This is a genomic window from Bradyrhizobium sp. (assembly GCF_049586575.1).
Taxonomy (GTDB): domain Bacteria; phylum Pseudomonadota; class Alphaproteobacteria; order Rhizobiales; family Xanthobacteraceae; genus Bradyrhizobium.
In genome coordinates, this window is sequence record NZ_JBAVCF010000397.1 from 1 (window position 1) to 11,726 (window position 11,726).

Genomic DNA, 11,726 nt, shown 5'->3' on the forward strand with positions numbered 1-11,726 from the left:
GGGCGACGCAGACCTGTGCGGGCACCGTCGCGCGCCGAGCGGCTTACGCCGACTTCGCGGCGGCTTCCGCCTGCGCCTTGCGCTCCTTGCGCGGCACGGCCTTTTCCGGGTTGTTGCGCTTTTCGCGCTTCTTCACGCCGGCAGCGTCGAGGAAACGCATCACGCGGTCCGACGGCTGCGCGCCCTTGGCGAGCCAGGCCTTGAGCTTGTCCATATCGAGCTTCAGCCGCTCGGTGTTGTCCTTGGGCAGGAGCGGGTTGAAATGGCCCAGACGCTCGATGAAGCGGCCGTCGCGCGGGAAGCGCGAGTCGGCAACGACGACGTGATAGACGGGACGCTTCTTGGTGCCTGCGCGAGCAAGGCGGATAACGACGGCCATTGAGTTCTCCTTGATGTGTCGGTTCGAATAAGGGTGAAATTGATCTCTTGGTTATTTCTTCTTGCCCAGGCCTGGAAAGCCGCCGAGGCCCGGCAAGGTCGGCTTGTTGGGCAGGCCGGTCAGTCCCGGCAAATTCGGCAAGCCGGTGCGAAGGCCGGCGGGAATATCTTTGGGCAGCGCGGGCATGCCGCCGGGGCCCGTGCCTTGCGGCATCTTCTCGGCCATCGCCTTCATCTGTTCTGGCGTCGGCATGCCGCCGCCAAAGCCCATCGCTTGCGCAATGCCGGCAAGCGGGCCGCGCTTGCCTGAGCTCATGGCCTTCATCATGTCGGCCATGTTCCGGTGCATCTTTAAGAGCTTGTTGAGATCTTCGACCTTGCCGCCGGCGCCAGCCGCGATCCGCTTCTTGCGGCTTGCCTTGAGAATGTCGGGGCTCTTGCGCTCTTGCCGCGTCATCGAATCGATCAGCGCGACCTGGCGTTTCAAAATCCTGTCGTCGATCCCGGCGTTTGCGATCTGGCTTTTCATTTTCGAAACGCCGGGCATCATCCCCATCAGGCCCGAGATGCCGCCCATATTCGCCATCTGCAGCAACTGCTCACGCATGTCGGAGAGGTCGAACTGGCCCTTGCGCATCCGCTCGGCCGTGCGCGCAGCCTTTTCGGCGTCGATATTGGCGGCGGCCTTCTCGACCAGGGAGACCACGTCGCCCATGCCGAGGATGCGGCCGGCAATGCGGCTCGGGTGAAAATCTTCCAGCGCGTCGGTCTTTTCGCCGGTGCCGATCAGCTTGATCGGCTTTCCCGTGACCGCGCGCATCGACAGTGCGGCGCCGCCACGGCCATCGCCGTCGACACGTGTCAGCGCGATGCCGGTCAGTCCGACGCGCTGGTCGAACGCACGTGCGAGATTTACCGCGTCCTGGCCGGTGAGCGAATCCGCCACCAACAGTACTTCATGCGGATTGGCGACCGCTTTGATTTCGGCGGCCTCGCTCATCATCTCTTCGTCGAGCGTGGTGCGGCCGGCGGTATCGAGCAGCACGACGTCGTAGCCACCGAGCTTGCCGGCTTCGAGCGCGCGCTTGGCGATCTGTGCCGGCTTCTGCCCGGCGACAATCGGCAGCGTCGGGATATCGAGATCGCGCCCGAGCACCGCAAGCTGTTCCATCGCTGCCGGGCGGTAGATGTCAAGCGAGGCCATCAGCACCTTGCGCTTGTCGCGCTGGGTCAAGCGCCGAGCGAGTTTTGCGGTCGTGGTGGTTTTGCCGGAGCCTTGCAGGCCGACCATCATGATCGCGACCGGCGGCACCGCGTTGAGGTCGATGCTCTGGCCGTCGGAACCAAGGGTTGCGACCAGCTCGTCGTGAACGATCTTCACCACCATCTGGCCGGGGGTGACCGACTTGACGACGGTGGCGCCGATCGCCTGCTCGCGGACCCTTTCAGTAAAGCTGCGGACCACGTCGAGCGAAACGTCGGCCTCGAGCAAGGCGCGACGCACCTCGCGCATCGCCGCATCGACATCGGCTTCCGTCAACGACCCGCGCCGCGTCAGCCGATCGAGAATGCCACCAAGCTTTTCCGACAGATTGTCGAACAAGGCCGTTGCTCCAAACAATTTTGCGCCCGAGGGCGCATCGCGCTGTCGGGCGTTGGCCTCCGGCCTCCTGGGCCGGTCGGCGGGTCGAAAAGAAAATCTTTCCGATGAATTCGCGCAGGTTAAGCGCCCCCAGAGGTGAAAAGTCAAGGAAACTTGTCGGAACGGCAATTCGCAAATCATTAACGGTACAGTCGAAAGCCGACACAGCGCGGCCCGGTCTGCACTATAATGGTAGTATGCAATTGGCTCCGTGGGTTCCGAAGCGTGGTGACGTGTTGGGCGTCGTATTCGGCCTCGTCGTGCTCGGTCTGATGGCCTTCATTTTTGTTCGATATCCCAACTTTAGGGCCGCGACGGGCTTTGGTCCCGATTGGGACTGCACAAGTGTCCCGAAGGGTGAGCCGATTTGCGTGAAAAAAGTCGCGAGATGATGATAGAGCGGTGATCAACGCCCTGTCTGGTCCGGATTCCCATATGCCAGCCTATTCCGGCCCGCCGTCCGACCATTTCGATGGCGAACGGTTCTTCGATCCCGACGGCGTGCCGCCGAAATCCCTCCGTAGCGTGTTGCGCTGGCAATTCAGCCGGGACCGCCAGCGCCAGCGTTGGCCGGAATGGGCGCCGAGTCCTTACGCCGACACCCCGCCCAAGCGTGTCGAGGGGGACAAGGCGCGGCTGTCATTTGTGGGACACGCAAGCTGGCTGATCCAGACCGCCGCGCTCAATATTCTGGTCGATCCCGTATGGTCGATGCGCGCCTCGCCATTTTCCTTTGCCGGGCCGAAGCGGCGCAACGATCCCGGTATCGCTTTCGAGGCGCTGCCAAACATCGACGTCTTATTGGTATCGCACGGTCATTACGATCATCTCGATGTCGCGACGCTCTCAAGACTGGCGGCGAAATTTTCTCCACGGGTGATCACGCCGCTCGGCAACGATGTGACGATGCGGAGTTACGATGACGCGATCAAGGCCGAAGCCTTCGACTGGCATCAACGCGTCGAACTCGGTGGCGGCATCGCGGTTACGCTGGTGCCGACCCGGCACTGGTCGGCGCGCGGAATGTTCGACCGCAATCGCGCGCTGTGGGCGAGCTTCGTGCTGGAGACCCGCGCTGGCAAACTCTACATCGTCTGCGATTCCGGTTACGGCGATGGCAAGCATTTCCGTCGCGTTGCGGAGACGCACGGCCGGCTGCGGCTGGCGATCCTGCCGATCGGTGCCTATGAGCCGCGCTGGTTCATGCGGGACCAGCACATGAACCCGTCGGATGCTGTGAAAGCGCTCGCCGATTGTGGCGCGGCGCAGGCACTCGCCCATCATCATGGCACCTTCCAGCTGACCGACGAGGCGATCGACGCGCCGGTGATTGCGCTCGCGCAGGCGCTGGATGAAGCGAAGATTCCGCCCGAGCGTTTCGTCGCGCTCAAGCCGGGGCAGGTGGTGGAGATTTAGCTGTCGTTCTCACCGTCTCCCGCAAGGGGGGAGGGTATTCGAGTTCGTGGCGACGATGCGACGATGATCTTATTGTGCCGGCTTGATCGCCCAGGTCATGCCGACCGTAATCGACAGCGTCTCTTCGCCCTGTGCAATCGGCACGGGGCTTGCTGCCATCGGTGCCGCCATCCTGGCACGGAACAGCGGTTGTGCCGCGCCTTCTTCGGAAATGCTCAAGGGAGCTCCTAACGTGACGCCGGCGGCTTTCGCATAGATCTCAGCCTTGCGGCGGGCATCGGCGACCGCCTGCTGGCGCGCATCATCGAGCAGCTTTGACGCCTGCGACACCATGAAATTGACGCCGCCAATTTCGTTGGCGCCGGCCGTGACCAGCGCATCGATGACATTGGCAACCTTGGCGACGTCGTGCAGGCGGATCGTCACCCGGTTGCTGGCGCGATAGCCGGTGATGGTGGGAGGCGCGCCGGGCCTGGCCACCGAGTTCTGCGCCTGCAACGACAGCCGCGAGGTCTGGTAATCCTTCTCGTCGATGCCGGCGCCTTTCAGCGCCAACAGCACCTTGCCCATCGCCGTGTTGTTGGCGTCCGAAGCCTCGCGGGCCGTCTTCGCTTCGGAGGTCACCCCGGCATCGACCTGGGCCAGATCGGGCGGCACGGAAATACGGGCTTCGCCGGTCACCGAAATGACGGCCGGCGGCGCCGCCGGCGTCTGCGCGTGCGCAGCGAACGGTGCGCCGCTAACAGAAGCGGCGAGGCAGAAAGCGCGAAGCAAAATACGCTTTCTCATGGCGTTCACTTCAGCGGCACATAGACATTGATCACCAGCTTGTCCTCCTGCGTCTTCAGGGGATCGGTGATGTATTCCTCAATGAAGGTGTCTTTGGCTTCGAGTTTCTTGTCATCGAGATGATTGGTGATGGCTTCGTACGTGTTGTCCATGTTGTCATACGAGCCGCGGTGGACGAATTTGAGCGCCTTGCCCTCGGGCGACTTGGCGACGCTGATCGTCTTCGGCAGGTTCTTCGGTTCCGCTTCGACCGGTATCTCCGCCAGGTAGCTGAAACCGGTGTCGTCCGTGGACGTGTAGACGATCATCGAGTTGCCGGCCACTTTGCCGCCCTGTTTCTCGAGCTCGGCCGAAAGCGTCTTCAATGATCCGAGCAGCGTCTCGAACGCGGTGTCCCAGTTCGCCGTGCCCTTGGTGACAATCACCGTTTTCGGGGCCAGCGTAATTTCCTCGCCGAAGGGGTCCGCCTTCTGAACCGGCGCAGGGGCGGGTGCCGGCGGCGCGGTCGACGGCAAATCCCCCGGAGATTTGGTTTCGGCCGGCGGCGGGGCAGGGGTAGCCGAAGGGGCTGGCGTGGAAGGCGCCGGCGCCTGTGCTTGCGCTGTGGCAATACCCACAAAGATCACCGCTACTGGGGCCAGGGCGAAGCGGAACAAGCGAGGGCAATTCATCGGGCTATTCTCCTTGGCGTCGTTTCGTCCGCGCTTTTGCCTGAAATGTTCGGGATCATGCGGACAGAGCGAGCCTTCGATATCTAACACGCCGGCGCGCCGTTCGTCCCATGACAGATATTTACGGATATTTCATGGGCCTCCCCGCCGGGCAGGGGGCGGTGACACAGATAAACCAACATCTAGCTAATCCGGTGTTATTGGCCATATAAAGCTGGTGCCCTCTTTCCGAAGTTCGCGCACCGCCTCAGCAAGACCTTTTGCGAACTTCGGAAAGCAAAGGGCACTCAAAAATTCACGATTCTAGTACCGCTTTCGATCTGAAGTCTCTGGAGACGATTTGCCGCTTGCTGTTCAGGGACTTCAGATCGAAAGCGGTACTAGCGTGATCGGACAGGCTTTATGAGCGCGCTCGCCAACCATAGCTTCGTGAAAATGAACGGGATCGGCAACGAGATCGTCGTGGTCGATTTGCGCGACCGGCCCGGCACTGTCACGGCGGATGAGGCGCGCGCGGTTGCCTCCCCAAAAGGGGTTTCCTTCGATCAGCTGATGGTGCTGCAGCCCCCGCGGCTTGAGGGTACGGAAGCCTTCATCCGCATCTACAACAATGACGGTTCGGAAGCCGGCGCCTGCGGCAACGGCATGCGCTGCGTCGCGCGCCGCGTGTTCGAGGCCTCCGGCCAAAATGCCGTCACCTTCGAGACCAGCGCCGGGCTCCTGAATTGCTGGCAGGGACCGTCCGCCGATCTTTATACGGTGGACATGGGGCCGCCGAAGTTCGGCTGGCGGGAAATTCCGCTCGCCGAGGAATTTCGCGATACGCGCGGCATCGAGCTGCAGATCGGCCCGATCGATGCGCCGATCTTACACACACCGTCCGTCGTCAGCATGGGCAATCCGCACGCGATTTTCTGGGTCGACGACGTTGAGGCCTATGACCTCCGCCGCTTCGGGCCGTTGCTTGAAAACCACCCGATCTTTCCCGAGCGCGCCAACATTACGCTCGCCCATATTGTCGATCGCGACCACGTAACGATCCGCACCTGGGAGCGGGGCGCGGGGCTGACCAAGGCCTGCGGCTCGGCGGCCTGCGCCACGGCGGTCGCGGCCGCGCGACTGAAGCGGACCGAGCGGACTGTGCAAATTACCTTGCCCGGCGGCGATCTCACTATCGAGTGGCGCGACCGCGACGACCACGTCCTGATGACCGGACCGGCGGCCTTTGAATATGAAGGCCAGTTCGATCCGGCGTTATTCGCATCAGTCGCATGAGCGTTGACGTCGTCACCTTTGGCTGCCGCCTCAACGCCTTCGAGTCCGAGGTTTTGCGCGCAGAGGCCGAGCGCGCCGGACTCAATAACACCATCGTCATCAACAGCTGCGCGGTCACCAATGAGGCGGTCGCGCAGGCGCGGCAGTCGATCCGCCGGCTCAAGCGCGAACGGCCCTCGTTGCGCATCGTCGTCACCGGCTGCGCGGCGCAGACCCAGGCGCAGATGTTCGCCGATATGGCGGAGGTCGACCGGGTCGTCGGTAATGACGACAAGATGCGAGGCGATGCCTGGCGGCGTGCGCGCGCCGCGTTTGACGGAGCCGGCACGCACAAGATCGAAGTAACCGACAAGATTGCGGTCACCGACATCATGTCGGTCCGCCAGATGGCGACGCCGGTTCTGGAAGGATTGCAAAACGGCCTGCCGCGCGCTTTCGTGCAGGTCCAGAACGGATGCGATCATCGCTGTACGTTCTGCATCATTCCGTTCGGCCGCGGCAATTCGCGCTCGGTGCCGGTCGAGGCGGCGGTCGCGCAGGTCCGCGCGCTGGTCGAACGCGGTCATCCCGAGATCGTGCTGACCGGGGTCGATCTCACAAGCTATGGCGCGGATCTCGAAGGCGCGCCGAAACTCGGTCAATTGACCAGGCAGATTTTGCGGCAGGTGCCCGAACTGAAACGACTGCGCATTTCCTCGGTCGACTCGATCGAGGTCGATCACGATCTGTTGGATGTGCTCGCTGCCGACCAAAGGCTGATGCCGCATCTGCATCTTTCGCTGCAGTCCGGCGACGACCTCATTCTGAAGCGGATGAAGCGCCGTCACTCCCGGCAACAGTCGATCGATTTTTGCGCGGAGGTGCGGCGCCTGCGGCCCGATATCACCCTCGGCGCCGATATTATCGCGGGCTTCCCGACCGAGACGGAAGAGATGTTCATCCGCTCGCTCGATCTCGTGGAGGAATGCGGTCTGACCTTCCTGCATGTGTTTCCCTATTCGCCGCGCCCGGGCACGCCCGCCTCCCGCATGCCGCCGGTCGAGGGCGTTTTGATCAGGGATCGCGCCAGGCGTTTGCGCGCCGCGGGCGATGTCGCGTTGGCGAAACGCCTTCAAGCAGAGATCGGCCGAGTTCGTGAGGTGTTGATCGAAAGCGCGACGCAAGGGCGCACCGAACACTTCCTGCCGGTTGCTATCCGCGGCGAAATGCCGGGAACGTTGCGGCGGCTTGCGATCGCAGGCCACGATGGCGCGCGGCTAGCGGTCTAGCTCAGCGGCTGGTCGTCCGGCTCAGATGTCATCGGCCGGCCTGACCGGGCGACCCAGTATGTTGCGGCCCTTCGGCTTATCACTGGCGTCTCCCGGATACTGGATCACCCGCTTGCCGACTTCGCTAGAGCTTCGGCGCCCCATGAACCCAGCCCCGGCGAACCCCTGGCGCGGGTGATGACGGCTCAGTTAGCGGCTACTTATTCGCCATTCCATCCGCAGGCGCGCAAGCGCTCCCGCATATGTTCCGGCGCCGGCGCCACCACGCGCACCGGTTCCTTGTTCTTTGAAATGGGAATCCCGATCTCGCGGGAGTGCAGATGCAGGCGCGGCTCGCCGAAGCGCGGGCCGTTGCCGTAAATATTGTCGCCGACAATTGGCCAGCCCTGAGCCTCCGAATGCACGCGCAGTTGATGGGTGCGGCCTGTGACGGGCTCAAGCGCCAACCAGGTGAGGCCATCGCCACGTCCCATCACCTTCCAGTTCGTCACCGCCTGTTGCCCATCGGGGTCGACCTTCTGCCACCAGCCGCGCTCGGCGTTGAGCCGGCCGAGCGGCATGTCGATCGTGCCTTCGGCCTGGGCGGGGCCCCCCTCGACGACGGCCCAATAGGTTTTTGAAATCTTGCCGTGCTTGAACAAAAGCCCGAGTGATGCCGTGGCCTTGCGATGCCGTCCGAGCACGAGGCAACCGGACGTGTCCTTGTCGAGTCGATGCGCCAGCACCGGCGGGCGTGGCAGGCCGAACCGTAACGCATCGAACGATGCTTCCAGATTCGGGCCGCCTTTCGGGCCCCGGTGAACGGGAAGCCCCGCCGGCTTGTCGATCACCAGCATCAACCCGTCGCGGTGAAGCACGCGAGCCAGGATTTCCTCCGCCGTCAGTTGGGGAACGTCAATCGTTCGGTTGAAACTTTCAAGACTTTCGTTCATGGCTCGAAACGGCTAACACACCCCGCCATGACTGAGGAAGCACCTAAACAGAGCTGGTGGCGGCGGCTATCCAGCGGATTGAAGCGCACATCGAGCTCGCTCGGGACGGCGGTTGCCGATCTCGTGACCAAGCGCAAGCTCGATAGCACCATGCTCGAGGATATCGAGGATGTGCTGCTGCGCGCCGATCTCGGAACCGAGGTCGCCGCGAGAATTTCCGCCGCCGTAGGCCACGGCCGCTACGACAAGTCGATCTCGGCCGACGAAGTGAAGGCCGTGGTTGCAACCGAGGTTGAAAAGGTGCTGGCGCCGGTTGCAACGCCCTTGACGATCGACGAAACGAAAAAGCCTTTTGTCATTTTGGTTGTCGGGGTCAACGGCTCTGGCAAGACAACCACCATCGGCAAGCTGGCGGCAAAGTTTGCCACCGAGGGCCGCAAGGTGATGCTGGCCGCGGGCGACACGTTCCGCGCGGCCGCGATCGAACAGTTGAAGGTCTGGGGCGAACGGACCAAATCGCCGGTTGTTGCGGGGGCGCAAGGCTCGGACTCTGCAAGCCTTGCCTTCAACGCGCTATCGCAGGCGCGCGACGAGAAGTGCGACGTGCTGCTGATCGATACGGCAGGGCGGCTGCAAAACAAGGCCGAGTTGATGAACGAGCTGGAAAAGGTCGTTCGTGTGATCCGGAAGGTCGATGACTCAGCGCCGCATGCAGTTCTATTGGTGTTGGACGCCACCGTGGGACAAAACGCACTCTCGCAAGTCGAGGCATTTCATCGTATCGCTGGCGTCACCGGCCTTGTAATGACCAAACTCGACGGCACCGCTCGGGGAGGAATCCTGGTGGCGCTGGCCGAGAAATACAAATTGCCAGTCCACTTCATCGGCGTCGGCGAAAGCATCGACGATCTCGCGCCCTTCACGGCGGGAGATTTCGCAAAAGCCATCGCAGGGATCGACGGATAGGTTTCTCTTGTCATGCCCCGCGAAGGCGGGGCATCCAGTAGGCCGAGGCATGGGTAGTCACAAGGCGTCTCGGAGTACTGGATCATCCGCTTTCGCGGATGATGACGGCAACGAAGGTTTAATGATGGACAAGACCAAGCCGCATCCACTGTTCAAGCTCGCCATCGAATTGGGGCCCTTGCTCGTCTTCTTTATCGCGAATGCCAAGTTCCATTTGTTTGTCGCAACCGGCGCTTTCATGGTGGCGATCATCGCGGCAATGCTCGCTTCTTATCTCGTGACGCGGCACGTACCGCTGATGGCGCTCGTCACGGGCATTGTCGTCATCGTGTTCGGCACGCTCACGCTGGTGCTGCATGACGAGACCTTTATCAAGGTCAAGCCCACCATCATCTATGGCCTGTTTGCGCTGGTCCTCGGCGGCGGCCTTCTGTTCGGGCGCTCCTTCATCGCTGTTCTGTTCGATCAGATGTTCAACCTCACCCCGCAGGGCTGGCGCATTCTCACACTGCGATGGGCGCTGTTCTTTTTCGCAATGGCAATCCTGAACGAGGTCATCTGGCGGACGCAGAGCACCGATTTCTGGGTTGGCTTCAAGGCGTTCGGCGTGATCCCGCTGACCATGGCGTTCGCGGTCATCCAGATGCCGCTGATCAAGCGCTTCCATCTTGAGCCTGTGTCGCTGCAGGCGAGCGACGCGGCGGAAGGCGACGTAAGCAGGGATACCAATTGAGCCGCGGTCCGCTCAGCCGTTAGCCCCGCAGCCCTTTCTGTTGCAGCGCAAGCGCAGCAGACGGTTCCGTGTCGGCCAGATGATCTCCACGGGCTCAATGGTGCCGCTCCGCATTGCCGGCATCGTCAGCTTCGGCTTTTATTTCCTCCACCTTGTCAGCAAGCGGTTGTTTCACAATCTGTCGCTGGAATCGCGGTACGGCCAGCCAGGCTAGCTCGGCTCAGGAACCCGCCTTCAGCGCCTTGTCGATCTCGGTGCGGAGGACGGTGTTGATGTTGTCTGGCGTTACCGGGCCGACCAGCTTGTACATGATTGTGCCCTCGCGCCCGACGATAAAGGTCTCCGGCACGCCGTAGACGCCCCATTCGATCGACGCGCGGCCATTGGCGTCGACGCCGACAATGCGGAACGGGTTGCCGTAGCGGCCGAGAAAGCGTCGCGCGTTGTCGGCGGAATCCTTGTAGTTGATGCCGACAATTTGCAGCCGCGAGTCGCGACCAAGCTCGGTCAACAACGGAGCTTCGTCGTGACAGGGCACGCACCACGACGCCCAGACATTGACGAGGCTCACCTTGCCTTTGAAGACGCTGGGATCGAGGCCCGGGATCGGCGCGCCATCGCTGGCAAGTCCCTGAAGCGGCGGCAACGGGGTTTGTGGCGCGGGATGGCCGATCAGAGCGGATGGAATGCGCGAAGGGTCGCCGTCGCCGAGCGCAAACCAGAAGATCGCAGCGAGCGCTGCGAAGACGACAAGCGGCAGCGCCATCAACCAGCGCTGACGTCGCGGTGCGTCGTTGGATGTGGGTGCGCTCATGTCCTGTCCGTCGTGCTGCGTCCGGAGCGGCGGCTAATCCCGTCGGACTCAAGTTCGCTCAAGCGCCGCTTCTGGCGGCGATAGTCGATCGCAATCCACGCGATCAGCAACACCACGACCGCCAGCACCACCAGATAGGAGGTGACGATGAAGGTCGTATAAGGGCCAAGCGACATGGCGTCAGGCCCGACGCCGGCCGGCTTGCGCCACCTGGATCATCTGCATCGCGCGCACACGGCGGCGCAGGATTTCATTGCGCATCGCCGCCAGGTGCAGCGTGATGAACAAAAGAGAGAACGCCAGCGCCATCACCAGGAGTGGAATCAGGAAGGCGCGATCGAGCGCCGGCCCGCCCATCCGCATCACCGAAGCGGGCTGATGCAGCGTGTTCCACCAGTCCACCGAAAATTTGATGATCGGAAGATTGATGGCGCCGACCAGCGTCAGCACGGCGGCGGCGCGCGCGGCCCGCGAAGGGTCTTCGACCGCCCGCCACAGCGCGATCAGGCCGAGATACATCAGGAACAGGATCAAAACCGATGTCAGCCGTGCGTCCCACTCCCAATACGTGCCCCACATCGGCCGGCCCCACAGGGAGCCCGTCACCAGCGCGAGAAAGGTGAAGGCAGCGCCGATCGGAGCTGCGGCCTTCGCGGCGACGTCGGCGAGCGGATGCCGCCACACCAGCGTGCCGAGCGCAGCAAGACTCATCACGCCCCAGACGAACATCGACAGCCAGGCATTCGGCACGTGAATGAACATGATCTTCACGGTAGCGCCCTGCTGATAGTCTTCGGGTGCCATCGCCGACTGGTACAGGCCGACCGCGAGCAGGATCGCGG

14 protein-coding genes are annotated in these 11,726 nt (G+C 62.7%); 6 read left to right on the forward strand and 8 right to left on the reverse strand.

The features are described from left to right. Positions 1-43: 43 nt before the first annotated feature. Entirely contained in the window at positions 44-379 is a 336-nt protein-coding gene (gene rpsP, locus WB528_RS15760) for a 30S ribosomal protein S16 (protein ID WP_422251914.1), read from the reverse strand. Between the two features lie 51 nt (positions 380-430). Further along, positions 431-1,981, reverse strand: coding sequence for a signal recognition particle protein (gene ffh, locus WB528_RS15765; protein ID WP_423889341.1), 1,551 nt, complete (start codon positions 1,979-1,981; stop codon positions 431-433). Between the two features lie 474 nt (positions 1,982-2,455). Between ffh and WB528_RS15770 the strand changes: the two genes are divergently transcribed. Further along, positions 2,456-3,436 (forward strand): MBL fold metallo-hydrolase, encoded by a 981-nt coding sequence (locus tag WB528_RS15770; protein ID WP_423889342.1) that lies wholly within the window; start codon positions 2,456-2,458, stop codon positions 3,434-3,436. Between the two features lie 69 nt (positions 3,437-3,505). Here the strand turns inward: WB528_RS15770 and WB528_RS15775 are convergent, their stop codons facing one another. After that, positions 3,506-4,225 carry an SIMPL domain-containing protein gene (locus tag WB528_RS15775; RefSeq protein ID WP_423889343.1) on the reverse strand — a complete coding sequence of 240 codons (720 nt, stop codon included), beginning with the start codon at positions 4,223-4,225 and terminating at the stop codon, positions 3,506-3,508. A gap of 5 nt (positions 4,226-4,230) precedes the next feature. Continuing rightward, positions 4,231-4,896, reverse strand: coding sequence for a GyrI-like domain-containing protein (locus tag WB528_RS15780; RefSeq protein WP_423889344.1), 666 nt, complete (start codon positions 4,894-4,896; stop codon positions 4,231-4,233). 402 nt (positions 4,897-5,298) lie between these two features. Here WB528_RS15780 and dapF point away from each other — a divergent pair, with 402 nt between their 5' ends. Both dapF and mtaB read left to right on the forward strand, forming a co-directional pair. Further along, complete coding sequence (dapF, locus tag WB528_RS15785; RefSeq protein ID WP_423889345.1) at positions 5,299-6,171, forward strand: diaminopimelate epimerase; 873 nt, start codon at positions 5,299-5,301, stop codon at positions 6,169-6,171. Continuing rightward, positions 6,168-7,439, forward strand: a complete 1,272-nt coding sequence (mtaB, locus tag WB528_RS15790) for a tRNA (N(6)-L-threonylcarbamoyladenosine(37)-C(2))-methylthiotransferase MtaB (protein WP_423889346.1) — start codon at positions 6,168-6,170, stop codon at positions 7,437-7,439. The genes dapF and mtaB overlap by 4 nt, the downstream gene beginning before the upstream one ends. A 200-nt stretch (positions 7,440-7,639) precedes the next feature. On the opposite strand, the gene WB528_RS15795 is transcribed toward mtaB, so the two are convergent. Further along, complete coding sequence (locus WB528_RS15795; protein ID WP_423889347.1) at positions 7,640-8,371, reverse strand: RluA family pseudouridine synthase; 732 nt, start codon at positions 8,369-8,371, stop codon at positions 7,640-7,642. 27 nt (positions 8,372-8,398) lie between these two features. Here WB528_RS15795 and ftsY point away from each other — a divergent pair, with 27 nt between their 5' ends. The 3 genes from ftsY (at position 8,399) to WB528_RS15810 (ending at position 10,284) form a co-directional block, all read left to right on the forward strand. Beyond that, a complete protein-coding gene (gene ftsY, locus WB528_RS15800) occupies positions 8,399-9,337 on the forward strand; it encodes a signal recognition particle-docking protein FtsY (protein ID WP_423889348.1) in 939 nt (312 codons plus the stop codon). Positions 9,338-9,461: 124 nt separating this feature from the next. After that, the gene (locus WB528_RS15805; RefSeq protein ID WP_423889349.1) at positions 9,462-10,070 is read left to right on the forward strand and encodes a septation protein A; all 609 of its coding nucleotides are present in this window, start codon (positions 9,462-9,464) and stop codon (positions 10,068-10,070) included. Positions 10,071-10,110: 40 nt separating this feature from the next. Then, positions 10,111-10,284, forward strand: coding sequence for a hypothetical protein (locus tag WB528_RS15810; RefSeq protein ID WP_423889350.1), 174 nt, complete (start codon positions 10,111-10,113; stop codon positions 10,282-10,284). Positions 10,285-10,290: 6 nt separating this feature from the next. Here WB528_RS15810 and WB528_RS15815 read toward each other — a convergent pair whose 3' ends face one another. The 3 genes from WB528_RS15815 to WB528_RS15825 all read right to left on the reverse strand — a co-directional run. After that, entirely contained in the window at positions 10,291-10,884 is a 594-nt protein-coding gene (locus tag WB528_RS15815) for a DsbE family thiol:disulfide interchange protein (protein WP_423889351.1), read from the reverse strand. Further along, a complete protein-coding gene (ccmD, locus tag WB528_RS15820) occupies positions 10,881-11,060 on the reverse strand; it encodes a heme exporter protein CcmD (protein WP_423889352.1) in 180 nt (59 codons plus the stop codon). The genes WB528_RS15815 and ccmD overlap by 4 nt, the downstream gene beginning before the upstream one ends. Before the next feature lie 4 nt (positions 11,061-11,064). Next, positions 11,065-11,726: heme ABC transporter permease (locus WB528_RS15825; RefSeq protein ID WP_423889353.1), on the reverse strand; the 662-nt coding region annotated here is incomplete at its 5' end.

Excerpts from the sequence above, each read along its gene's own strand:
- rpsP (WP_422251914.1), bottom strand. The coding sequence starts at position 379 with ATGGCCGTCGTTATCCGCCTTGCTCGCGCAGGCACCAAGAAGCGTCCC.
- WB528_RS15770 (WP_423889342.1), top strand. The coding sequence starts at position 2,456 with ATGCCAGCCTATTCCGGCCCGCCGTCCGACCATTTCGATGGCGAACGG.
- WB528_RS15775 (WP_423889343.1), bottom strand. The coding sequence starts at position 4,225 with ATGAGAAAGCGTATTTTGCTTCGCGCTTTCTGCCTCGCCGCTTCTGTT.
- WB528_RS15780 (WP_423889344.1), bottom strand. The coding sequence starts at position 4,896 with ATGAATTGCCCTCGCTTGTTCCGCTTCGCCCTGGCCCCAGTAGCGGTG.
- dapF (WP_423889345.1), top strand. The coding sequence starts at position 5,299 with ATGAGCGCGCTCGCCAACCATAGCTTCGTGAAAATGAACGGGATCGGC.
- mtaB (WP_423889346.1), top strand. The coding sequence starts at position 6,168 with ATGAGCGTTGACGTCGTCACCTTTGGCTGCCGCCTCAACGCCTTCGAG.
- WB528_RS15795 (WP_423889347.1), bottom strand. The coding sequence starts at position 8,371 with ATGAACGAAAGTCTTGAAAGTTTCAACCGAACGATTGACGTTCCCCAA.
- ftsY (WP_423889348.1), top strand. The coding sequence starts at position 8,399 with ATGACTGAGGAAGCACCTAAACAGAGCTGGTGGCGGCGGCTATCCAGC.
- WB528_RS15805 (WP_423889349.1), top strand. The coding sequence starts at position 9,462 with ATGGACAAGACCAAGCCGCATCCACTGTTCAAGCTCGCCATCGAATTG.
- WB528_RS15815 (WP_423889351.1), bottom strand. The coding sequence starts at position 10,884 with ATGAGCGCACCCACATCCAACGACGCACCGCGACGTCAGCGCTGGTTG.
- ccmD (WP_423889352.1), bottom strand. The coding sequence starts at position 11,060 with ATGTCGCTTGGCCCTTATACGACCTTCATCGTCACCTCCTATCTGGTG.